Here is a 21,899-nt window from a genome sequence, read left to right on the forward strand (position 1 = left end):
ATGGGCCTCTAATCATGCTTGCGCGGCGAGGCGGGCGCCGTAGCCCGCGAAGAACAGGTCCAGCGCCTCGGTGATCATCTCGCTTTTCGAGACGTGGACTTTCGTGCCGTACACATAGCGGCGCACGCCGTAATAGAAGATGCCGCCCTGGAGCTGCCAGGCGATCTCAAGCGCGCGGGGCAGCGTGTCCGGCCCCGCCTCCAGCCCCGCCTCGTGATGGAACTCGCGCACGATGGGCGAGAGGATGCGCTCCTCCACCAGCGCCAGGTAGCGCTCATTGATGTTCACCCCCTTCAGCCCGGCGAAGAAGTAGATGCGCATCCACTGGGGGTTGAGGATGACGTCGGTATAGTCCTCGTAGAAGTCCTGCAGCCGCGCGCGCAGGGGGCGGGTGCGGTCGGTGAGCAGTCCGTCCCAGTGCGACTTCCACTGGTCGAGATAGACCACCTTGTAGATCTCCTGGATCAAGGCGTCCTTGTTGGGAAAATAGCGGTACAGCAAGGGCTGGGTCGTCCCCAGATGCCGCGCCAGTTCGCGCGTGCCGCCGTCGAAGCCCACTTGCGCGAAATATTCGATGGACTTGGCGAGGATGTCCCGGCGCCGGTCCGCCGCGCTGAGCCGCCGTTGGACCGGCGCCGTTTTCGCGCGCGCAGCCGTCCGTCCAGATGCCTGTGTCCGATTTTGCGCCGCCCGGCTCATCGGTTTTCCTTCATCTTGTCCAGACCTTCTTAGAGCCGGATGCGTTGAGACGAAATCGTTTTGCGATTTCGTCTCAACGCTGAATCCGTCTCTTTCCAAAAACCGGGAGAGCGATTCACCGTTTAGCTGGACGCAGACTGCGTCCAGCTAAACGGATCGCGCTCCAGGCGAGCATAAGCGCCTTCGCGACGCCTATGTTTGCGAAGGATCAGACCGCTATCCTGTTGCAGTGCAGCGCAAATCTCCGTCCGGCCCACTCTTGCGCACCGGCTTTCCATGTGTATTTATCGATCGATAACAACACAAGGGAGGCCGCTCATGAAGGTCAATCGCGCTGCGATCTACGAAGCTGCGGAAAAGCTCTCCAACTGGGGCCGCTGGGGCGCCGACGACCAGATCGGCACCCTCAACAACATCTCCCCCGACGACATCATCAATGCCGGAAAGCTCATCAAGAAGGGCAAGGTGTTCGCGCTCGGCCTGTCGCTGAAGGAGCCCATCCAGTCCGGCCTGTTCGGCGGGCGCTGGAACCCCATCCACACCATGCTCGCCACCGGCACGGATGCCGCCGCCGGCGTCCAGGACGAGCCCGCGCCGTACCTGCGCTATGCGGACGACGCCATCAACATGCCCTGCCAGGCGTCCACCCAGTGGGACGCGCTCGCGCACATCTTCATCGACGACAAGATGTATAACGGCTTCGACGCGAAGCTCGTGGACGTGAAGGGCGCCAAGAAGCTCGGCATCGAGAATGTGCGCGACAAGATGGTGGGACGCGGCGTCCTCCTGGACGTGGCCCGCTTCAAGGGCGTCGCCTCCCTGGATGACGGCTATGCCATCACCAACAAGGACCTGGACGACACTGCCGCCGCGCAGGGCGTGGAGATCCGCAAGGGCGACTTCGTCATCGTGCGCACCGGCCATCAGGAACGCTGCCTCGCGAAGAAGGACTGGACGGGCTATGCGGGCGGCGGCGCGCCGGGCCTTGCCTTCGAGACCTGCTACTGGATCCGCGAGCACGACATCGCCGCCATCTGCGCCGACACCTGGGGCTGCGAGGTGCGCCCCAACGAGACGGACGAGGCCAACCAGCCCTGGCACTGGGTGGTCATCCCCGCCATCGGCATCTCCATGGGCGAGATCTTCTATCTGAAGGAGCTGGCCGAGGATTGCGACGCGGACAAGGTGTATGAGTTCTTCTTCTCTGCTCCGCCGCTCCACCTGCCGGGGGGCGCGGGTTCGCCCATCAACCCACAGGCCATCAAGTAAGGACACCTCCCATGGCGACTTTCCTGAAGCGCGGTCGCGACGCGGCCGCGCGCGCGGAGGACCTCTCCAAGGTCCGCCATACGGTCGAAGGCATTCTGGCCGACATCGAGGCGCGCGGTGATGCCGCCGTGCGCGAGCTGTCCGTGAAGTTCGACGGCTGGGACCGGGAGGATTTCCGCCTTTCGGAACAGGAAATCGAAGCCTGCCTGTCCAAGCTCACCAAGCGCGACCTGGACGACATCCGCTTCGCCCAGGAACAGGTGCGCAACTTCGCCCAGCACCAGAAGAACGCGCTGAAGGACATCGAGGTGGAGACGCTGCCCGGCATCGTGCTCGGGCACAAGAACATCCCGGTGAACTCGGTGGGCTGCTACGTGCCGGGCGGCAAGTATCCGCTGCTCGCCTCCGCCCATATGTCGGTCATCACCGCCAAGGTGGCGGGGGTGAAGCGCATCATCACCTGCGCGCCGCCCTATCATGGCGAGCCGGCCCCTGCCATCGTCGCGGCCCAGCATCTGGCCGGGGCGGACGTGATCTATTGCCTGGGCGGCGTCCAGGCGGTGGGCGCCATGGCGCTGGGCACCCAGACCATCGAGCCCGTGGACATGCTGGTGGGCCCCGGCAACGCCTTCGTGGCGGAAGCCAAACGCCAGCTCTACGGACGGGTGGGCATCGACCTGTTCGCCGGCCCCACCGAGACCCTGGTGATCGCCGACGACAGCGTGGACGCGGAAATGTGCGCCACCGACCTGCTGGGACAGGCCGAGCACGGCCCCAACTCGCCCGCCATCCTGCTCACCAATTCGGAAAAGCTCGCCCGCGAGACCATGGCCGAGGTGGAGCGCCTGCTCACCATCCTGCCCACCGCCGCCATCGCCCGGCAGGCCTGGGAGGATTATGGCGAGGTGATCGTCTGCGACAGCTATGAGGAGATGGTGACGGAGGCGGACCGCATCGCGTCCGAGCATGTCCAGGTCATGACCCGCGACCCGGACTATTTCCTCAACAACATGACCAATTACGGCGCGCTGTTCCTGGGCGCCCGCACCAATGTGTCGTTCGGCGACAAGGTCATCGGCACCAACCACACTTTGCCGACCCTGAAGTCCGCCCGCTATACGGGCGGCCTGTGGGTGGGCAAGTTCCTGAAGACCTGCACCTATCAGAAGGTTCTGACCGACGAGGCCTCGGCCATGATCGGCGAGTATTGCTCTCGCCTGTGCATGCTGGAGGGTTTCGCCGGTCATGCGGAGCAGGCCAATATCCGCGTGCGCCGATACGGCGGCCGAAACATCCCCTACGCGACGGCTGCCGAGTGAGGGCAGGCCGGTGCGCGGCTTATGCCCGGCCGGCCTTGCGGATTTGGTCCAACTGGGGCTCGCAGGCGTTTCCTCCGGCGAGCCCCTCTTTCTTGAGAGCGTTTCCGAGCGAAGTGTGAAGCGGTTCGCGTGACGGAAACGCGGAAAAGCAATGAGAGTGAGCGTTTCAGCGTTTCCATGGAAGGCTGAAACGCTCACTACGATCCCGATGGAGCAGCCCGTGGACATTCCCAAGACGCCGAGCTTCGCGCTCACCGGCAAGCGCGCCCTCGTCACCGGCGCGGGCCGGGGCATCGGGCTCGGAGCGGCATCGGCGCTGGCGCAGGCGGGCGCCCATGTGGTGCTCGCCGCCCGCACCCTCGACGAGATCGAAGCGGCGGCTGAGGCGATGCGCGCCCAGGGCCTCAGCGCCGAGGCGCTGGCGCTGGACGTGACCGACCTTCCCGGCGTGCGCGCGGCTTTGTCGGAGCGCCCCGCCTTCGACGTGCTGGTGAACAATGCCGGCACCAACAAGCCCAGCGCCTTCCTGGACGTGACCGAGGAGAGTTACGACCTCGTCATGGCCATCAATGTGCGCGCGGCCTTCTTCGTGGCGCAGGCGGTGGCGCAGGGCATGGTGGATGCGGGCAAGGGCGGCTCCATCATCCACATCTCCTCCCAGATGGGCCATGTGGGCGGCCCGCGCCGCTCGGTCTATTGCGCGTCCAAATGGGCCATGGAAGGCTTTTCCAAGGCCATGGCCATCGAGCTGGGGCCGCTGGGCGTGCGGGTGAACACCGTGGCGCCCACCTTCATCGAGACGCCCATGACCAGGCCCTTCTTCGCGGACGCCGCGTTCCACGAGAGCGTGGTCGCCAAGATCAAGCTGGGGCGGGTGGGGCAGGTGGAGGATCTGATGGGCGCCATCGTCTTCCTCGCCAGCGACGCCTCCGCGCTCATGACCGGCTCGTCCCTCGTGGTGGATGGCGGCTGGACGGCGGACTGACCCCTCAAACGCAGCGATGCCCGGGACCGGCCCGGGCATCGCGTTCTCAATCAGGCAAGATCAATCCGGCAGGATCAATCAGGTCCGGCGCTCACTGCGCCTTGATCTTGTCGAGCCACTGCTTGGCCTGGGGGAACTCCTTCAGGAGCGCCGCATAGACTTCCGGCGCGGTGGCGCGGAAGGAGGCGAGGTCCGGCTCCACCAGCTGCACCTTGCCGCTCTTCCTGATGGTCTCCAGCGCCGCCGCATAGTCCTTCTTGTAGTGGTCGATGGCGAAGGTCACGGCCTCGGCGGCGGAATCGGTGAAGATCTTCTGCTGCTCGGGGGTGAAGCCGTCCCAGCGCGACTTGGAGATGATGATCAGCGCCGGCATGTACATGATCTTGGTGAGCGAGAAGGTCTTCGACACCTCGACGAAGCGGTCCTGGAGGAACAGATCGGGGGAATTCTCCGCCGCGTCCACCGCCCCGTTCTGGAGCGCCATGTACAGTTCCGTATAGGCCATGGGGGTGGGCTGGGCGCCCAGCGCCTTGTAGGCGGTCACATAGCCCGGGCCGGGAATGACGCGGATCTTCAGGCCCTGCATGTCGGCGGCGGTCTTGATGACGCGGCCATTGGTGAAGATGTCCCGCTCCAGCGCCGAGATGAAGCCGAGGCCCACCATGCCGTATTGCGGCAGCAGCCCCAGCATCTCCTTGCCGATGGGACCCTGAAGGGTCTTGTTGGCCTCGTCCACGGACGAGAAGAGATAGGGGAAGGAGAAGACGGTGTAGTCCTTCACCGTGTTCTCAAGCGGCGCCTCGCCGGTCACCACGATGTCCTGGGTGCCGGTGCGCACGGACTGGATCATCTTCACCTCGCCGCCGAGCTGGGCGGCCGGGAAGACGTTGATCTTGATCTGGCCCTTGGACTTCTCGGCCACCAGTTCCGCGAGCTTGGCGGCGGCGGCGTGATAGTGGCTGGCCGTGGTCAGCACATGTCCGGCATTCAGCTCGATGGTCTGGGCGCCGGCGGCGAGCGTGCCGGCGAGCAGCATGGCGGAGGACAAAAGACAGCGCGCGGTTCTCAGCATGTTCGGTCCTTCTCTGGTCGGTTCTTGTTTCAACGGCCCTTTTTGGGCCGGTTCACAGCAGCGCCAGCGAGAGCGCGGGCACATAGCTGATGATCAGGACGTCGATGGTCAGCACCACGAGGAAGACCAGGACCGGCTTGGTCATGGCATCCATGCTGACGCCGGAGATTTCCGAGGCGACGTTGAGGTTCACCGCCACCGGCGGCGTCACCATGCCGATGGCGATGTTGACGATCATCACCAGGCCGAAATGGATGGGGTCGATGCCGTATTTGATGGCGAGCGGCGCCAGGATCGGCCCCAGGATGAGGATGGTGGCCAGCGCCTCCATGAAGGTGCCCACCACGAACAGCAGCACGTTCACCAGCAGCATGAACATGATGGCGTTGGAGGCGATCTGGCCCACCAGCTCCCCGAAATAATGGGGGATGCGGTTGATGGTCATGGCATGGCCGAACAGGGCCGCGAAGGCGACGATGAGCATGACCATGCCGGTCATCACCGCGCTGTCGTTGAGGATCTTCAGGATGTCCCGGAACGAGATCTCCCGGTAGACGAACACGCCCACCACGAAGCCGTAGACCACCGCCACCACGGAGGCTTCCGTGGCCGTGAAGGCGCCCGAATAGATGCCGCCCAGGATGATCACCGGCATGAGGAGAGCGAGGAGGGATTCGCGCCCCGTGACCCACACCTCCTGCGCCCAGGCGCGCAAGGAGACCGGCTTGGTGCGGTCGAAATCGTTGAGCTTGGCGAAGACGCAGATGGTGAGGATCAGCGTCAGGCCGATGAAGATGCCCGGCAGGATGCCGGCGATGAACAGCCCGCCGATGGAGACATTGGCCACGAGGCCATAGATGACCATGGGCAGCGAGGGCGGGATGATGGCGCCCAGCTCCCCGCCCACCGCCACGGTCGCGGCGGCGAAGGGCTTGGGATAGCCCTTCTTCACCATGGCCGGGACCATGGTGGCCCCCACCGCCGCCGTGGTAGCGGAGGAGGAGCCGGAAATGGTGGAGAAGAACATGCAGGTGAGGATGGCCGCCGCCCCCACCCCGCCCCGGACCCAGCCGAGCAGCGCGCTGGCGAGCCCGATGAGCCGGGCGGAGATGCCGCCCGCCTTCATGATGTTGCCCGCCAGCACGTAGAAGGGGATGGCGAGGAGCGCGAAGGAATCCAGGGATTCGAACACGTTCTGCGGCACGGCGATGAGGTCGATGCGGCGCTCCAGCAGCGCCACCACGGAGGACAGGCCCATCACCGCGAAGATGGGGACGGACAGCGCCAGGGTCAGGGCCATCGTGCCGAACAGAAGGGCCATGTCTTTGTCTCCCGTCAGACGATGGAGGCCGCCGCTTCCTCCGCCGCGGCCTGGGCGGCGCGGCGCTCGGAACGGCGCTGGAAGTGACGCTCGACCATGAGGGCGAGGATGTTGATGATGGCCACCGCCGAGCCCAGCGGCATGGCGGCGTAGACCCAGGCCATGGGCATGGCCATGACCGTGGAGGTCTCCACGGTGCCGAATTCCACCCAGCGCACCCCGAGCCAGACCAGCAGCGCGAAGAAGGCGATGGTGATGAGGAGGCCGAAATTGCGGGTCGCGTCACCGAGCCTGGCGGGCAGCGCGTCCACCACGCTGTCCATGGCGATGAGCGCGCCGGAGCGGGAGGCCACCGCCGCGCCCAGGAAGATGCACCAGACCATGAGGTAGCGGGCCAGTTCCTCGGTCCAGGGGGCGGCCACGATGATCCCGGCCTTTGGCAGGACGAAACGCACGCAGATCTGGATGGTGACGGTCACCACCATGACGCCCAGCATGGCGCCGACCACATGGCGGAGCAGGACATTCATGCCCGCGATGATGCCGAAGACCAGTTTCACGTCGCGTCTCCGCCGTCTGGGTCTGCCGTCTCAGGCCACGTCCGGATCGGCCCGGCGGCTTTCGCCGATGGACCGAACGAGGTTTTCCGCCACCGTCTCGATATGCTTGCGCAGCAGCTTCACGCCGCCCTCCACATCCCGCAGCCGCGCGAAGGCCAGCAGGTTGCGGTGATCAACCAGCTCGTGGTCCACGTCCGCCACCACGGCGAGCTGCAGGTTGATGTAGCGGTTGGCATTGTCGTGGACGCCCTTCAGCAGCTTCAGCGCGATGGTGCGTCCGGCGGCGGCATAGAGGGCGGAGTGGAAGCGCCAGTTGAATTCGCCCCAGGTGCCCACCTCGCTGGCGGCGCTTTCCGCGATGATGGCGTCGGCCAGCGCGAAGTCGGCCTCGCTCATGCGGGGAATGGCGAGGGCGAACAGCCAGGTCTCCAGCTCCGCGCGGATCTCGAACATCTCCTGGATCTCGGCCAGCGAGAGGGAGGAGACGACGGTGCCCTTGTGCACCTCCGACACCACCAGCCCCTCGGCCTCCAGCTGGCGGATGGCCTCGCGCAGCGGCACGCGGGAGACGCCCAGTTCCGCCGCGAGCTTTTCCTGGCGCAGGGGCGTCCCCTCCGGCAGGTCGCCGGAAACGATCCTCTGGCGCACCGCGCTCACGATCTGGTCGGTAAGGGACTGCCTGCCGAGCTTCGTCACGATCCGCTCCAAAATTGAATACGATATTCAGTGACGAGAGGCGGGCCTTTCCGCAAGCGCAGAATTTGACCGCCTAATGCCTCAAAATCACGCATTCGATACCCTTGCCGCGGGCACTTCGAGGATGATAATCGAATATTGTATTCAATTCTGGCGTGAGGCAAGAGCCATGACCCGGTGGAGCGGCGTATTCCCGGCAGTGACCACGAAGCTGAAGGAGGACGGCGCGCTGGACCTCACCGCGCTCCAGCACAGCGTGGATCGGCTCATCACCAATGGCGTGTCCGGCGTCATCCTGCTGCCCATGCTGGGCGAGAATGCCTCGCTGACCATGGACGAGCGCGCCCAGGTGCTGAGCGCGGCGAAGGAAGCGGTGGCGGGCCGCGTGCCCATGCTGAGCGGGCTGGCCGAAGTCTCCACCCGTTCTGCCGCCGAGGCGGCCTGCGCCTATGAGAAGCTGGGGGCCGAGGGACTGATGGCCTTCCCGTCCATCGCCTATAAGAGCGACAAGCGCGAAACCGTGCGCTGGTACAAGGATCTGGCGGCGGCATCCTCGCTGCCTATCATGATCTACAACAACCCCATCGCCTATGGCGTGGACTGCACCCCCGACATCCTGGAGCAGCTGGCGGATACGCCCGAAATCGTCTGCATCAAGGAAGAGAGCGGCGACATCCGCCGCGTTACGGACATCTACAATGCCTGCGGCGACCGCTTCGCCGTGTTCTGCGGCGTGGACGACCTGATCCTGGAAAGCGCCGCGCTGGGCGTCACGGGCTGGGTCTCGGGCATGACCAATGCGTGGCCCGAGGAGTGCGTGCGGCTGTTCAATCTCTGCCGCGCCGGCCGCTTCGAGGAGGCGCGCCCGCTCTATCGCCTGCTGACCCCCGCCTTCCACCTGGATACCCATGTGAAGCTGGTCCAGTACATCAAGCTGGCCGAGCACTACGTCTATGGCGCGCCCGAATGGATCCGCGCCCCGCGCCTGCCGCTGGACGGCGAGGAGCGCGCGCAGGTGAGCGCGGTCATCCTCGACACCATCGCCCAGCTGAAGGCCAAGGCGGCCGCCTGATCGCCGCGCCCCGCCGACATGCGAACGGGCCGCCCGAAAGGCGGCCCGTTCTGCGTTTCGTTCACGCGAACCGCTTCACACTTCGCTTGGAATCGCTTTAGGACGGCTCGGCTATTTGGGTAAGTCCGTGCCTGACCCACAGGCCGTCATGGCCGGGCTTGTCCCGGCCATCCACGGGGTTCCACTGGGTGGGCGTTCAACGGATGGCCGTGGATACCCGGGACAAGCCCGGGTATGACGGTTGGAAAAGCGTTGATCAGCCCTGACCTTCAAGGAAGGGCAGCAGGGCGGCCAGCGTCGCGTCCGGTGCCTCCTCGGGCACATAATGGCCACAGCCTTCCAAAGTGAGGGCGGTGACGTCCCGCGCCACCAGCTTCATCTGCTCGCCCACCCGGTCGCCGAGGCCCAGCGCGCCGCCGATGGCGAGGACCGGCATCTCAAGCATGCGCATCTTCCGCCGCCCGTTGAGCAGGATGTTGATCTCGATGGCGCGGTAGAATTCAAAGCAGGCTTTCAGCGCCTGCCGGCTCGCCTTGATGGGGGCGATATAGATCTCCGCCGCCTCGGCCGGAATGGCGTCGGGCGTCGCGCCCTTGGAAGCGAGCTGGTCACCGAAATAGATCTCCTCCCGCCCCTCCACCATGCGCTCGTTGAGCCCGTCCAGGCGGTTGAAGGCGAAGTGCCAGAGGCGCCGGTTGAGCGGGGCTTCCGAGAACAGAGGCGGGGAGGGCAGGACGCCGGGAATATTGGCATCCATCACCGCGAGCCGCTCCACCCGCGCGGGAAAATCGGCGGCCAGCGCATAGCCCACCCACATGCCCACATCGTGCCCCACCACCGCGAAGCGCTCGTGGCCGAGCGTGCTCATGAGGCCGGCCAGATCCCCCGCGAGGGCGGCGGTGTCATAGGCGCCGTCGGGCTTGTCGGACCGGCCGAGGCCGCGCGGCTCCGCCACCACCAGGCTGTAATGCGCCGCCAGAACGGGCATGAGGAAGCGCCAGACATACCAGGTCTGCGGCCAGCCATTGATGAGCAGAAGGGGCGGGCCCTTCCCGCCTGTCACCGCATGGAGCGTGACCCCGTTCACGGCGATGCGCCGGCTCTCGAATCGGGTCCAGAAATCGTCCGGCAGGCCGGGCAGGGTGGTGGACTCATTGGCCAGCGCGTTGAGGCGGGCGTCCATGGCGTTCCTCTGCTTATTGTTGCGGCATCGCTGCCGTGTCGGGTGGGCGACCGGGAGCGTTTTCACGGGCGACGCTAGATATTGATCGATAGATCAATACGGATCAATGAAGCGCCGCAGCAGTCCGCCGCGATGGAAGCGGCGGTCCCGTAACAGGCAGGCAGGATGGATTCCGTCAGGCCGTGCCGCCGCGCGGGGTTTCGTCGGTCAGGTCGCTGCGCGGAATGCGCAGGGTGCAGACAACCCCCTCGGGGCCGAAGTCGATCTGCGCGCCGCCGCTGGAATAGGACAGGCTGCGGGTGATCACCGTGCGCCCGAATCCCGTGCGGGTGGGGGGCGCCACCGGCGGTCCCGCGCGCTCGGTCCAGACGATTTCCAGGCCGCCGGTTTCCGCCACGCGCCCGCCGCTGATCTCCACCCGCCCTTCGCGGTTGGAGAGGGCGCCGTATTTGGCGGCATTGGTGGCCAGTTCGTGGAAGATGAGCCCCAGCGCCACGGCGGCCTGCGGTGTCACCGTGGCGCTCAGCCCCGTCAGGAACAGGCGATCGCCGTCGGCCTGTACGAACGGCGCCAGTTCCGCCGCCGCCACGTCGCCCACCGACAGGCCGGTCCAGGATTTGCGCGCCAGCAGCGTGTGGGTGGCCGCCAGCGCCTCCACCCGTGCCACGAAGGCGCGCTGGAATTCCTCCACCGTCTGCGCATTGTGGCCGGTGAGGGTGCAGATGGAGAGGACGAGGGCGAGGGTGTTGCGCACCCGGTGGTCCAGTTCGCCCATGAGCAGCGCCTGCTGGCGCTCCGCCGCCTTGCGGGCCGAAAGGTCCACCAGGGTGACCACGCAGCCGCCCCGCACGATGCCGATGCCCACCAAAGGTGCGGCGCTGACCAGAACGTCCTTCACCCGCGGCGCGTCGGGCAGGAACGCCTCGACCCCCCGGGCGGAATAGCCGGCGCGCACCTTCTCCAGCAGGTCATGGGCATCGGTGAAGGGGCCCGTGGCCGGAAAGGTGAGGGTGAGCGCCTCGTCGAAGCGCCGGCCCACCGGCTCCAGGGCCGTGAGGGCATGAACTGCCGGATTGATATGGGTGATGGTGCCGCTGGCGTCGCACACGACCACCGCCTCGTTGGCGGAGGCGATGACCGCGCGCGCCGCCTGTTCGGCAGCTTCCGCTTCCGCCGCCCGCACCCGCTCGGTGACATCGGTGAAGGTGACGGCGATGCCGGAGGTGGCGCCGAGCCGGAGCGGCGTGGCGGTGGCCAGCAGATGGCGGGGCTGGCCCGAGGGATCCTTGAGGCGCAGCTCGGCGCTCCGGCGCCCGTTGGCCGCGCTTTCGGTCATGCGCCGGAGCACCATGGCGTTGGCCGCGTCCAGCACATTGAACAGGCCGGCGGCCTGGAGATGCTCGCTGCCATGCCCGAGCATGTCGGACAGGGCGCGGTTGGCGTAGACGAGGTGGAAGGCGGAATCCAGCACGGCGGCGCCGAGCGTCATGGCTTCCATGAAGGAGCGGTAGGATTCCGGGCCTTCGAGGGTGAGGATCTCGTCCTCCTTCTCGCGGCGGATGACGAGCGCGTCGATCTCGCCCTCGCGGATCGCCCGCAGCGTTTCCTCCGCCTCTTCCAGCCGGCGCCGCAGTTCCGCAGCGGTGAGAAGCGGGATCTCGCTCATCCCTCGCCGATCCTCAGATGGACCAGCACCTTCTCGGAATCGGAGAGGTCGCCGATGATCTTGCGGATCGGCACCGGGAGCTGGCGTACCAAGGTGGGGATGGCGACGATATTATGCTCGCGGGCGAGATGCGGCTGCTTCTTCAGGTCAACCACCTCGATGACGTAGCGGCCAGCCAGATGGGTGTCGCAGATGCGCTGGAGATTGGCGATGGCGGCGACCGACTTCGGCGTCGCTCCCGCCACATATAAAACGAGCTTCATGGGTTCGCTGGACATGACCTTTCCCCTCACCCGCGCCGGCTCTGCTTCATGATGTTCAAATCCGTCGCCGCCTGGCGAGCGAAAGCGACATCCGCGGCGTCGAGATCGCGCAGCGCGCGCTCCTCGCCTTCAAGCTCCGACTGCAGGACGGTTATCTGCGCCCGTGCCCGGGCGAGCTTCATCTCGATGTCCTGGCGCGAGCGTTCCAGCTGCCCGGTGCGCTCCACTTCCAGGCGGCGCAGGCGGGCTTCTTCCGCGCGGCGCGCGGTGCCGGTCAGGGCGCCCGTCTCGCCGAGGAAGGGTTCAAGCAGGCGGATGCCCGAGCCGTCGAGCACGAATTCCCGCACCTGGTTGGAATGGGAGATGCCCCGCGCCTTCAGCAGATAGAGTTCCCGGTTGAACTCCCCTCCGATCTCCCGGTTCAGGAGAAGGATCCAGGCATCCATGAGCGAGGACAGGCCGGTGTCGGTCTGAATCTGCCCCTGGGCGTGGGAGAGGTGGGAGAACACACCCGTGATCCCCCGGCCCTTCAGGAAGTCCACCACCCGCAGCAGCATGGCCTGCACGTCCGTGAGTTCGGCGGAGGCGTCGAAGGCGGAGATGGGGTCAAGCACCACGAGGCTCGGCTGGAAGCGCAGCACTTCCCGCAGCATCACGGCGAGGTGCATTTCCAGGCTGTAGAAGGTGGGCCGGGTGGCGATGTGGCGGAGCTGGTCGCTTTCGATCCAGCGCGCCAGATCGAGGCCGATGGAGCGCATGTTGCGCACGGTCTGGCCAGCGGATTCCTCGAACGAGAAATACATGGCCCGCTCGCCCGCCGCGCAGGCGGCATTGACGAAGGAGGCGGCGAGCGAACTCTTGCCCGATCCCGCGACACCGCTGAGCAGGATGCTGGTGCCGCGATGGAAACCGCCGCCCGCGAGCATGGAATCGAGATCGGGAATGCCCGTGGAGACGCGCTCCTCATGCACCACATGGGTGAGCCCCAGCGCGCTCACCGGCAGCACGCTGAACCCGTCCGCATCGATGAGGAAGGGATACTCGTTGGTGCCGTGGGAGGTGCCGCGATATTTCACGATGCGCAGGCGGCGTGTCGAGACCTGGTTGTGCACCCGGTGATCCAGCAGGATCACGCAGTCCGACACATATTCCTCAAGCCCCTGGCGCGTCAGGGCGCCGTCGCCGCGCTCGCCGGTGACGACGGTGGTGACGCCCTTTTCCTTCAGCCAGTCGAACAGGCGGCGGATTTCCGCGCGCAGCACGGCTGGGTTGGAGAAGGCGGAGAACAGGCTCTCGATGGTGTCGAGCACCACGCGCTTGGCGCCCACCTCGTCGATGGCCAGCTCCAGCCGCAGGAACAGGGCTTCGAGGTCGTATTCGCCGATCTCGGCCAGTTCGGAGGGGTCCACGAGCACATGCTCGATGGCCACCTTGCGCTGCGCCACCAGATCATCGAGCGCAAAGCCGAGGGACGCCACGTTGTCGATGATATCGACTGGCCGCTCCTCGAAGGTGACGAACACGCCCGGCTCGTCGAAGGCCCGCGCGCCGTGAATGAGGAAGGTGGCGGCGAACAGCGTCTTGCCGCAGCCGGCGGTGCCGCAGACGAGGCTGGTGCGCCCCTTGGGGAGGCCGCCCAGTGTCAGTTCATCGAACCCCTCGATGCCCGTGAGGGACTTTTCAATTCCGAGGGCGCTCGTCATATGCTCATCCGTGCAGAACCAGCAAAGCTGTATCCCATCCACTGGCGGCTGCCAATGTCCGATTACAGTAAGGTGTTGAAACATAGGGCGTTATTGCCCCGCTCAAGGTCGTCGGGTGTCGGATGCGCGGTCCGCGCGCCGCGCTCCTGCGCACAAGCTCGCGGAAACCTTCCCGTGTCATTCTGCCAAAAGCCCGCAATCCGGGCATTGGGGAAACGGGGGCGGACATGGTCAAGGCGTGGCTTCAGGCGCATTGGGTGGCGGGTGCGCTCTTCATGGCAGGGCTGCTCCTGCTGCTCGCGCCCTTCTTCGGGGCGGACCGGGCACTGCTGCTGGTCTATCTCGCCGGGCCGCTCTACATGCTGCACCAGCTGGAGGAGCATTGGGGCGACCGCTTCCGGACCTATGTGAACCGCACGGTGTTCGGCGGCGCCGAGGCCCTCACCGTGGCGGATGTGCTCCTGGTCAATCTGCCGGGCGTGTGGGGGCTCAACATCCTGGCCCTCTATGCAGCCGCCCTTTTCGGGGCGGGCTGGGGCCTGTCGGCGGCCTATCTCATCCTGGTGAACGGCATCGCCCATGTGGGCATGGCGGTGCGCTTCCGCAGCTACAATCCGGGCCTTGTGACGGGCGTGCTGGCCTTCATCCCGTTCAGCGTCGCCAGCCTCGTCCTGATCCCGGCGAGCTTCCTCCAGCACATGGTGGGGCTCGTCGTCTCGCTGGTGATCCACGGCGCCATCGTGGTCCTGGTGAAGCACAACGCGGCGCATGCCGGCCGGTGAGGCCGGCCCGGCCGGTGCCGGTCAGCGCCCCTTGCCGGAGAGCCAGGCCAGGAGCGGGTTCGCGTCCGGGAGCGGGGCCGGGGGATTGGCGAGGGCCGCCACCACGATGATCTTGGTGACCTGGCCGCTCTTATAGGCCGCCAGGAACTTGTCGTAGTCCTTGAACGACACGCAGCCGTTGGAATCGCCCCGGTCGCCCATCAGGTAGGAATGGGTGAGGAAGCCGTCGCGGCCATACATCTTGCCCTCGCCCACCGGGCGCATGCGCAGGGCCTGGACGCCATGGAACAGGCGCTCGCGCATGGAGAGCACATAAGTGTTGGGCGGGGTCGGCCCCACCATGCGGGTGGAGACCTGCTGGATATTGTCGAAGCCGTCGCCATAGCCCGAATGGGCCTCCATCCGCTCGCCGGACGGCATGTAGACGGTTTTCCCCTTGATATCGTAGACGGCGTACTTGTCGCCGGGGCCGGGCAGGGCGATGTCGCTGCCGTCCTGCGCCTTGGCGGCCGGAGGCTCCACCGGGCCGGGCGTGGACGCAGGCGGCGGCAACGCGGCCACCTGCTGCTCGCCACCGGACAGAAGCGGGTTGCGGGTCGGAACGGGGGCCGCGGCGATCCTGTCGCGCGCATCGGAGCCGGCGGCCGGCGCTTCCGCCGTCTGCTGGCGTTCGGCGGCGCTCAGGGGATGGTTCTGCGGCAGCGGCACATGGGCCGAGGGCAGATGGGCCGAGGGCAGCGCGGCGGGCGGCAGCGGAGCCGGCGCGAGCGCGATTTCCTTGCTGTCGGTGGCCGCGGCCCGGCGGGCGCCACCGGCCAGGGGATTGGGATCGTAGAGCCAGTTCGGCACCAGCGACAGCGCGGCGGCGCGCGTCGGGGCGGGGTCCGGCGGGATTTCCGCATCGCTCGCGGCCTCGGCGGCGAGCTGGGCGGCGCGCAGCGCCATGGCGTGCTCGTCGAAGGCCGGGATGCGGGCAGGACCGTCTATGCCGGCAAGCGCCCAGGCGCCCACGAGCCCGGCCGAGGCCAGTCCCGCAAAGCCCACGGCAAACGCCCCCGCGATGCGCCAGGAGGCACGCGGACGCTGGCCCGGCTGATGCGCGGGCGGTTCCTGGGAAGGCTCGTCGTCAAACCACGCCGTGTAGGTCATGATCCCCACTGCTCGAACGGAACCCGGAGCCTGAAAAACCAGCCCCGAGCCTGCCTGCGGCTCCGTCTGCCGGGTGGGCGAGCACCCGTTCGGGCGATCATCCGGACCGGCCTGCCTGATGCCGAGCCGCCCGCCAAAATCGGCGTCACGCTCGGCACACGCACATCGCGTCCGCCCGAACCGGGCGGCTGAATTTCGTGGGAGGCAGGGAACCCGCGCACCCGGCCCAAGGTTGTGAAGCCAGCAGCCTCAAGCCCTTAGGTCGTTCCGCCCCAGGCGGTTCGTGGACCTTTGTAACCTCGCCTGTGGCTCTCCCGCAAGCGTCAAGCGGGAATCTCCGGATTCCTACGCAAACGCACGGGCTTCGCCCCGGTTCAGCTCAAGAGCCGGGGCGCCGCGCGGGCGGCGCCCCGGAACGCGCGTCAGCGGCCGAACTTCTTATACTGAATGCGCTTGGGAATGATGGAATCGATGCCGAGGCGCCGCTTCTTGTCTTCCTCGTAATCCTGGAAGTTGCCCTCGAACCACTCCACATGGCTGTCGCCCTCGAAGGCCAGCATGTGCGTGGCGATGCGGTCCAGGAAGAAGCGATCATGGGAGATGATGACGGCACAGCCGGCATAATCTTCCAGCGCCTCTTCCAGGGCGCGCAGGGTGTCCACGTCCAGGTCGTTGGTGGGCTCGTCCAGCAGCAGCACGTTGCCGCCGCGCTGGAGCGTGCGCGCGAGATGGACGCGGTTGCGCTCGCCGCCCGAAAGCGAGCCCACCTTCTTCTGCTGGTCGCCGCCCTTGAAGTTGAAGGCCGCGCAATAGGCGCGCGAAGGGATTTCCTTCTTGCCCACATAGATGACTTCATTGCCGCCGGAGATTTCCTCCCAGACGGTCTTCTTGTCGTCCAGCGCGTCGCGGCTCTGGTCCACATAGCCGAGCTTCACCGACTCGCCGATGGTGATGGTGCCGGCGTCCGGCTTTTCCTGCCCGGTGATCATGCGGAACAGCGTGGTCTTGCCCGCGCCGTTGGGGCCGATGACGCCGACGATGCCGCCGGGCGGCAGCTTGAAGGAGAGGCCGTCAATCAGCATCCGGTCGCCGAACGATTTGTTGAGGCCCTCGAAATTGATGACGTTCTGGCCCAGGCGCTCGGCCACGGGGATGACGATCTGGGTCGCCGAGGGCAGCCGCTCGGACGCCTTCTGGAGCAGGTCCTCATAGCGCTGGATGCGCGCCTTGCTCTTGGCCTGGCGGGCGCGGGGGGAGGTGCCCATCCATTCCTGCTCGCGGGCCAGCGCGCGCTGGCGGGCCTCGTCCTCGCGGCCCTCCTGCTGGAGGCGCTTCTGCTTCTGGCCGAGCCAGGACGAGTAATTGCCCTCGTAGGGAATGCCGTTGCCGCGATCCAGCTCCAGGATCCAGCCCGTGACATTGTCCAGGAAGTAGCGGTCATGGGTCACGATCAGGATCGCGCCGGGATAGGTGCGCAGATGGCCTTCCAGCCAGGCCGTGGTTTCGGCGTCCAGATGGTTGGTGGGCTCGTCCAGCAGCAGCAGCTCGGGCTGTTCCAGCAGCAGGCGGCAGAGCGCCACGCGGCGCCGCTCGCCGCCCGAGAGCTTGGCGACATCGGAATCGTCGGACGGGCAGCGCAGCGCGTCCATGGCCTGATCGACCTTGCTGTCCAGGTCCCAGAGGCCCTGCGCCTCGATCTGGTCCTGGAGCTCGGTCATCTCGTCCGCCGTCTCCTCGGAATAGTTCATGGCGAGTTCGTTGTAGCGGTCCAGGATCGCCTTCTGCTTGGCGACGCCGTCCATCACGTTCTCGCGCACGCTCTTGTTCGGGTCGAGCTGCGGCTCCTGGGCGAGATAGCCCACCCGAACGCCCTCGGCCGGGCGCGCCTCGCCAGAAAAGTCCTTGTCCATGCCGGCCATGATGCGCAGCAAGGTGGACTTGCCGGCGCCGTTATTGCCGAGCACGCCGATCTTGGCGTCGGGGTAGAAGGAGAGGTGCACGTTATCCAGCACCTTCTTGCCACCGGCATAGGTCTTGGTGAGGCCGTGCATGTGGAAGGCATACTGATAGGCAGCCATGGGGCGGGCGGCTCCGGATAAGGAAAGCGGGAAGATTGCCGCCGTTCTAGTGCGCCGAAGATGGGAAGGGAAGCGCGAACCGATTCCCTTCGCGGTCCGGGCGGCCTAACCTCGCGCCATCACCGGACGCGGCGGGCTCATGCGCGCGGCCGGACGCGCGCCGGCGCGAAACTCCCGGCGCACACATCATCGTCATGCCCGCCCGAGGATTTCGCCATGAGTCACTCCCATAATGACGGCCATTCCCATGATGACGGCCATTCCCACGACGAGGGTCATTCCCACGGGGACGCGCCTCACGCCCCTTCCGCGGACTTCTGGCGGGACAATGGCGTCAAGGTCATTCCCGGCGACAAGCTGGATCCCAATACGGCCCAGACGCCCGGCATGAACCGGGCCACCGCCATCAACAATGCGCGGGCGGGGGCGGAGAAGATCTGGGCGGGCACGGTCCATATCCATCCCGACGCCAAGACGGGCGCCCATCATCACGGCGACCTGGAGAGCATCATCTATGTGGTGAAGGGCCGCGCGCGCATGCGCTGGGGCGAGCATCTGGAATTCACCGCGGAGGCCGGGCCGGGCGACTTCATCTTCGTGCCGCCTTATGTGCCCCACCAAGAGATCAACGCCTCTCCGGACGAGGTCCTGGAATGCGTGCTGGTGCGCTCGGGCCAGGAGCCGGTGGTGGTGAACCTGGACATCGAGCCCGTGGAGACCCCCGGCGAGGTGAAGTGGATCGACCCCATTCACCGCGCGTGAGGGGCGCGGGACCTCTCTTCCGCGCGCGCCGATGCCCGCCCCTCCGGCCATCCACAGGCGGCCGGAGGGGCGGGTTTCGTTTGCCCATAGGGGTTTGGGCGGCCTGCGTGAAACTTCTCGGAAAAGCCTGTTGCATTCGCCGCGGGCTTTTGGCATAGACACGCACCTGCCGCGCGGCACTGCCGCCGGCCCTATGGATGCGGGCGTAGCTCAGGGGTAGAGCACAACCTTGCCAAGGTTGGGGTCGTGGGTTCGAATCCCATCGCCCGCTCCAATTTCTCTTCAGAAGAATCAGTGGCTTGCAGAAGTTCCGCCTTCGGGCGGAGGCTTGCGTTTGCAAGTCCCCACCAGGTACCTAGCGGGAAAAATCGGCGCCTTACGCCGCCTTGCCCGGGGCGGTGGATACGCCACTTCACATACACGCCGGCGAATATAAGAACTCGCCGCGCGATTCCCTATAAACCGTGTCCCAAGCGCAGCCCTTAGAGCGTTTCCGAGCGAAGTGTGACGCATTTCCTTCATGCGAACCGCTTCGCACTTCGCTCGAAAACGCTCTGGCACCGCCGCAAATCAATGAATGCGACATCCTAACCATAGTTGGTGTCGTGGTTCACATCCGGTGGGAGATGGTCCAGATGATGGTCGGCAATGATGTCATGCGAGGCATCAACCGGCGGCGATCCGATTTCATGACCGACATCAGTTGGGTGGTTCGGGTCACCACTGGTATCAAGCAACTCCGAAACATGGTCGGCGTGGGGCTCCGCCGCCGGCAGGCTAGCCGGATCGACGCCGACACTTTGCATATAGTGAGAGAGTTCAGGCAGCATGGCGACGTGTTCGCCCGAGGGCTCGCCATGTCCGACTGCACCGAGATAATGGGCCATCGGATCGTCGCTTTCCTGGCCTGCGTGAACGGGGTGGGAATCACTCTGCGCCGTCGCATGTGTTGCACCGTCCTCTGTCGCGTGATGAGGATCGGAAGCGTTGTGCGCGGTCGTATCCGGGACCGACGTATGAAGAGGGTCCGAATCCTGCGAATGGTGGTCGCCTTCGACCTGAGGCGCCCGGTAACCCGCCGCTACGAGATAAGGATCGAGCGGCATCCCGCCATCGTGTTGTAACGGTCCTTCGACACCCGCATGGTCATGGCCGCCGCCATGGTGGCTCTCATTCGTGCCGCTCTCCGGGTGGACGCCATTCGGAGCGCCAGGAGCCTCATGGATGGAAATCCGGATATCAGCCGTCGCCGTGCCCTCCGCGGGTTGGTCTTGGCTCGGCGAGGGGGCGGGGGCAATTGCGCCCGCGCCGGTATAGACGACGGCATTTCCGGAACCGTGGTTCGTCCCCTCGATGGTAACAGTGATGTCGTGGGTCGTGCCGTCAACGCTGGTCACGGTCAGCGTATCGGTCAGGTGCTGCTGAGAGGTAAGCTGCTGCACCGCGGCCTGGCTGTTGTCGGCGGTGTAGGTCCAATAGCCGTGCGCATCGAGCGTGAAGGTGCCGTAATGGCCCACCCCCGCAGCTACCGGCGTGAACGCCGCCTCGCCGGGATCGGCATCTGTGACCGTCAGCGTGCCGTCAGTGGTAAGGTTGTGGCCAGTAAGATGCTGGTCTTGCATCACACTCCCGACATCTCCGCCAGCAATGACCGCGATATCGTTGGTTGGCGAAAGCTGCAACTCGGCGTGCGCCGGCGTATTACCTCCCTGGCCGTCGGTGATATCGTAGCTTAGGGCGACCCGGCCGTTATAGTTTTGCTCGGGATGGAAGGTCCACGTACCGTCTTGGTTGTCTGTGAAGGTGCCGTGATCGGCAGTCAGGCCAGTGACGTGGAGAGTGTCACCCGAATCCACGTCGGTGGCATGCGCAAGGAGGTTTTGGGTGGTGACGACCTGAGATCGGTCTTCAACGCCGGCGGGGACTGTCGATACACCTGATACGATGGGTGCGTCGTTGGTGCCCGTGATCGTGATCGTCACGTCATGGTGAGAGGTCGTACGCGTGTCGTCTTGCGCGGACACGACGAAGGTAACGTGCTCGATCTGGCCGGCCTGGAGACTTTGCGCAGCGACGGGGTCGAGTTTGAATGTCCAATCGCCCGTTTGCGCATCGATCGAGAATGTCCCCCAATTGGAGTGGTCGAGATACGCCAGATGCTGGAGAGTGACCGTATCGCCCTTGTCTGGGTCCGTTGCGACGATGGTTCCATGCGCGACCGTCTGGGTGTCCTCAGTGACCGCGCCGGCGAATGCACCCGATAGGCGCGGCGCGTCGACCTGTCCGGTGACCTCGATGGTGACGGTCTGCTGAACGCTCACCCCGGAGGCATCGGTCGTGCGCACAGTGAAGCTTTCCTGAACAACCTCGTTTTGGTGCAACTCCTGCGCCGCGGCATTGTCGAGATTGTAGGTCCAGACCCCCGTGGCCTGATCGAGCGTCAGAGCGCCGTACTTGCCGGTTCCGCTTCCTAAAATTTCGAGTTGGGACTTTCCGTCCGGATCCACCACCGTCAGCGTGCCTGAAGCGTGAGATGTCCCGTCCTCATGCACATGGCCGACTGCGGTGCCGACGATCGTCGGCGCATCGTTCGTCCCCGCGATGGTGACCGTGATGTCGTGGGTCGTGCCGTCGACGCTGGTCACCGCCAGCGTGTCGGTCAGGTGCTGGCCCGGCCCGAGCTGCTGGACCGCGCCCTGGCTGTTGTCGGCCGTGTAGGTCCAGTGGCCCTGTGCGTCGAGGGTGAAGGTGCCGTAATGGCCCGTGCCGCTCGTGACCGGCGTGAACGCCGCCTCGCCGGGATCGGCATCGGTCACCGTCAGCGTGCCGCCCGTGGCGAGGTGGCCCGCAGTAACGCCCTTGTCCTCCGTCAGCGCGCCAACATCGGTCCCGGCGATATGGGCGCCTTCGCCGGTTCCGGTGACATCGATGGTGACGGTATGGGTGGCCGTTGCATGCTCCGAGTCGGTGACGGTGACGGTGAAGGTCTCGTGAACCGTCTGCCCTGCGGTCAGGGCCTGCGTGATGGCGCGGGCATTGTCGAGCGTGTAGGTCCAGTGCCCGTGCTGGTCGATCGCCAGCATGCCATAGGCCCCGGGCGTCTTCGGATCCACCGACCAGGTCTCCCCTCCGGAGCCCCCAACATCGACATCGGTAAAGGTCAGAGACCCGGAGGCCGTCGTCTTCACCGCGTCCTCGGTCACCGCGCCATGGTCGCCGCCGGCGGTCGCCACCGAGATCACCGGAGCGTCGTTGGTGCCGAGAACCTTCACATAGACCTGGGTCTGCTGGGTGCCGCCATGGCCGTCGCTCACCTCGAC

The 21,899-nt window shown here is 66.0% G+C and carries 18 protein-coding genes and 1 tRNA gene; 7 read left to right on the forward strand and 12 right to left on the reverse strand.

Annotation, left to right across the window (positions count from 1 at the left end; translation table 11 throughout):
- Positions 1 to 12 precede the first annotated feature (12 nt).
- The gene (locus EJJ38_RS00760; RefSeq protein WP_127088203.1) at positions 13 to 699 is read right to left on the reverse strand and encodes a TetR/AcrR family transcriptional regulator; all 687 of its coding nucleotides are present in this window, start codon (positions 697 to 699) and stop codon (positions 13 to 15) included.
- Positions 700 to 1,017: 318 nt separating this feature from the next.
- Between EJJ38_RS00760 and EJJ38_RS00765 the strand changes: the two genes are divergently transcribed.
- The 3 genes from EJJ38_RS00765 (at position 1,018) to EJJ38_RS00775 (ending at position 4,272) form a co-directional block, all read left to right on the forward strand.
- Positions 1,018 to 1,968: a cyclase family protein gene (locus EJJ38_RS00765; RefSeq protein WP_127088204.1), complete on the forward strand. Its 951-nt coding sequence runs from the start codon at positions 1,018 to 1,020 to the stop codon at positions 1,966 to 1,968.
- Positions 1,969 to 1,979: 11 nt separating this feature from the next.
- The gene (gene hisD, locus EJJ38_RS00770; protein ID WP_127088205.1) at positions 1,980 to 3,287 is read left to right on the forward strand and encodes a histidinol dehydrogenase; all 1,308 of its coding nucleotides are present in this window, start codon (positions 1,980 to 1,982) and stop codon (positions 3,285 to 3,287) included.
- A 208-nt stretch (positions 3,288 to 3,495) separates the two neighbouring features.
- A complete protein-coding gene (locus tag EJJ38_RS00775; RefSeq protein ID WP_127088206.1) occupies positions 3,496 to 4,272 on the forward strand; it encodes an SDR family NAD(P)-dependent oxidoreductase in 777 nt (258 codons plus the stop codon).
- Positions 4,273 to 4,363: 91 nt separating this feature from the next.
- On the opposite strand, the gene EJJ38_RS00780 is transcribed toward EJJ38_RS00775, so the two are convergent.
- The 4 genes from EJJ38_RS00780 to EJJ38_RS00795 are packed head-to-tail and all read right to left on the reverse strand — an operon-like array spanning position 4,364 to position 7,921.
- Positions 4,364 to 5,344, reverse strand: coding sequence for a TRAP transporter substrate-binding protein (locus tag EJJ38_RS00780; RefSeq protein ID WP_164738358.1), 981 nt, complete (start codon positions 5,342 to 5,344; stop codon positions 4,364 to 4,366).
- 52 nt (positions 5,345 to 5,396) lie between these two features.
- Entirely contained in the window at positions 5,397 to 6,665 is a 1,269-nt protein-coding gene (locus EJJ38_RS00785) for a TRAP transporter large permease (protein ID WP_127088208.1), read from the reverse strand.
- A gap of 14 nt (positions 6,666 to 6,679) precedes the next feature.
- A complete protein-coding gene (locus EJJ38_RS00790; protein ID WP_127088209.1) occupies positions 6,680 to 7,225 on the reverse strand; it encodes a TRAP transporter small permease in 546 nt (181 codons plus the stop codon).
- Positions 7,226 to 7,255: 30 nt separating this feature from the next.
- On the reverse strand, positions 7,256 to 7,921 hold the full coding sequence (locus EJJ38_RS00795) for a GntR family transcriptional regulator (RefSeq protein WP_245454047.1): 666 nt from the start codon (positions 7,919 to 7,921) through the stop codon (positions 7,256 to 7,258).
- A gap of 169 nt (positions 7,922 to 8,090) precedes the next feature.
- Between EJJ38_RS00795 and EJJ38_RS00800 the strand changes: the two genes are divergently transcribed.
- Positions 8,091 to 8,993 (forward strand): dihydrodipicolinate synthase family protein, encoded by a 903-nt coding sequence (locus EJJ38_RS00800; protein WP_127088210.1) that lies wholly within the window; start codon positions 8,091 to 8,093, stop codon positions 8,991 to 8,993.
- Positions 8,994 to 9,249: 256 nt separating this feature from the next.
- Here EJJ38_RS00800 and EJJ38_RS00805 read toward each other — a convergent pair whose 3' ends face one another.
- From EJJ38_RS00805 to kaiC, 4 genes are all read right to left on the reverse strand, one after another.
- On the reverse strand, positions 9,250 to 10,176 hold the full coding sequence (locus EJJ38_RS00805; protein ID WP_127088211.1) for an alpha/beta fold hydrolase: 927 nt from the start codon (positions 10,174 to 10,176) through the stop codon (positions 9,250 to 9,252).
- A gap of 175 nt (positions 10,177 to 10,351) precedes the next feature.
- Positions 10,352 to 11,842, reverse strand: a complete 1,491-nt coding sequence (locus EJJ38_RS00810) for a sensor histidine kinase (RefSeq protein ID WP_127088212.1) — start codon at positions 11,840 to 11,842, stop codon at positions 10,352 to 10,354.
- Positions 11,839 to 12,120: a circadian clock KaiB family protein gene (locus tag EJJ38_RS00815; protein ID WP_127088213.1), complete on the reverse strand. Its 282-nt coding sequence runs from the start codon at positions 12,118 to 12,120 to the stop codon at positions 11,839 to 11,841. Before EJJ38_RS00815 ends, EJJ38_RS00810 begins: the two co-directional genes overlap by 4 nt.
- 11 nt (positions 12,121 to 12,131) lie before the next feature.
- Positions 12,132 to 13,808 carry a circadian clock protein KaiC gene (kaiC, locus tag EJJ38_RS00820; protein ID WP_127088214.1) on the reverse strand — a complete coding sequence of 559 codons (1,677 nt, stop codon included), beginning with the start codon at positions 13,806 to 13,808 and terminating at the stop codon, positions 12,132 to 12,134.
- 227 nt (positions 13,809 to 14,035) lie between these two features.
- On the opposite strand from kaiC, the gene EJJ38_RS00825 reads away from it, so the two are divergent.
- Positions 14,036 to 14,590 carry an HXXEE domain-containing protein gene (locus EJJ38_RS00825; RefSeq protein ID WP_127088215.1) on the forward strand — a complete coding sequence of 185 codons (555 nt, stop codon included), beginning with the start codon at positions 14,036 to 14,038 and terminating at the stop codon, positions 14,588 to 14,590.
- 21 nt (positions 14,591 to 14,611) lie between these two features.
- On the opposite strand, the gene EJJ38_RS20230 is transcribed toward EJJ38_RS00825, so the two are convergent.
- Both EJJ38_RS20230 and ettA read right to left on the reverse strand, forming a co-directional pair.
- Entirely contained in the window at positions 14,612 to 15,739 is a 1,128-nt protein-coding gene (locus tag EJJ38_RS20230) for a DUF2778 domain-containing protein (protein ID WP_245454048.1), read from the reverse strand.
- A 422-nt stretch (positions 15,740 to 16,161) separates the two neighbouring features.
- Entirely contained in the window at positions 16,162 to 17,817 is a 1,656-nt protein-coding gene (gene ettA / locus EJJ38_RS00835; protein WP_127088216.1) for an energy-dependent translational throttle protein EttA, read from the reverse strand.
- A 216-nt stretch (positions 17,818 to 18,033) separates the two neighbouring features.
- On the opposite strand from ettA, the gene EJJ38_RS00840 reads away from it, so the two are divergent.
- Together EJJ38_RS00840 and EJJ38_RS00845 are read left to right on the forward strand one after the other, a co-directional pair.
- On the forward strand, positions 18,034 to 18,579 hold the full coding sequence (locus EJJ38_RS00840; protein ID WP_245454049.1) for a cupin domain-containing protein: 546 nt from the start codon (positions 18,034 to 18,036) through the stop codon (positions 18,577 to 18,579).
- A gap of 199 nt (positions 18,580 to 18,778) precedes the next feature.
- Positions 18,779 to 18,853, forward strand: a tRNA-Gly gene (locus EJJ38_RS00845).
- A gap of 313 nt (positions 18,854 to 19,166) precedes the next feature.
- Here the strand turns inward: EJJ38_RS00845 and EJJ38_RS00850 are convergent.
- Positions 19,167 to 21,899, reverse strand: a 2,733-nt coding sequence (locus EJJ38_RS00850) for a VCBS domain-containing protein (RefSeq protein WP_164738359.1), incomplete at its 5' end; no start/stop codon positions are given.

Source organism: Aquabacter cavernae, assembly GCF_003993795.1.
GTDB classification, from domain to species: domain Bacteria; phylum Pseudomonadota; class Alphaproteobacteria; order Rhizobiales; family Xanthobacteraceae; genus Aquabacter; species Aquabacter cavernae.

Coding starts and splice junctions, on each gene's coding strand:
- kaiC (WP_127088214.1), bottom strand. CDS start 13,808: ATGACGAGCGCCCTCGGAATTGAAAAGTCCCTCACGGGCATCGAGGGG.
- hisD (WP_127088205.1), top strand. CDS start 1,980: ATGGCGACTTTCCTGAAGCGCGGTCGCGACGCGGCCGCGCGCGCGGAG.
- EJJ38_RS20230 (WP_245454048.1), bottom strand. CDS start 15,739: ATGACCTACACGGCGTGGTTTGACGACGAGCCTTCCCAGGAACCGCCC.
- EJJ38_RS00825 (WP_127088215.1), top strand. CDS start 14,036: ATGGTCAAGGCGTGGCTTCAGGCGCATTGGGTGGCGGGTGCGCTCTTC.
- ettA (WP_127088216.1), bottom strand. CDS start 17,817: ATGGCTGCCTATCAGTATGCCTTCCACATGCACGGCCTCACCAAGACC.
- EJJ38_RS00765 (WP_127088204.1), top strand. CDS start 1,018: ATGAAGGTCAATCGCGCTGCGATCTACGAAGCTGCGGAAAAGCTCTCC.
- EJJ38_RS00840 (WP_245454049.1), top strand. CDS start 18,034: ATGAGTCACTCCCATAATGACGGCCATTCCCATGATGACGGCCATTCC.
- EJJ38_RS00800 (WP_127088210.1), top strand. CDS start 8,091: ATGACCCGGTGGAGCGGCGTATTCCCGGCAGTGACCACGAAGCTGAAG.
- EJJ38_RS00815 (WP_127088213.1), bottom strand. CDS start 12,120: ATGTCCAGCGAACCCATGAAGCTCGTTTTATATGTGGCGGGAGCGACG.
- EJJ38_RS00775 (WP_127088206.1), top strand. CDS start 3,496: ATGGAGCAGCCCGTGGACATTCCCAAGACGCCGAGCTTCGCGCTCACC.
- EJJ38_RS00805 (WP_127088211.1), bottom strand. CDS start 10,176: ATGGACGCCCGCCTCAACGCGCTGGCCAATGAGTCCACCACCCTGCCC.
- EJJ38_RS00760 (WP_127088203.1), bottom strand. CDS start 699: ATGAGCCGGGCGGCGCAAAATCGGACACAGGCATCTGGACGGACGGCT.
- EJJ38_RS00810 (WP_127088212.1), bottom strand. CDS start 11,842: ATGAGCGAGATCCCGCTTCTCACCGCTGCGGAACTGCGGCGCCGGCTG.
- EJJ38_RS00785 (WP_127088208.1), bottom strand. CDS start 6,665: ATGGCCCTTCTGTTCGGCACGATGGCCCTGACCCTGGCGCTGTCCGTC.
- EJJ38_RS00780 (WP_164738358.1), bottom strand. CDS start 5,344: ATGCTGAGAACCGCGCGCTGTCTTTTGTCCTCCGCCATGCTGCTCGCC.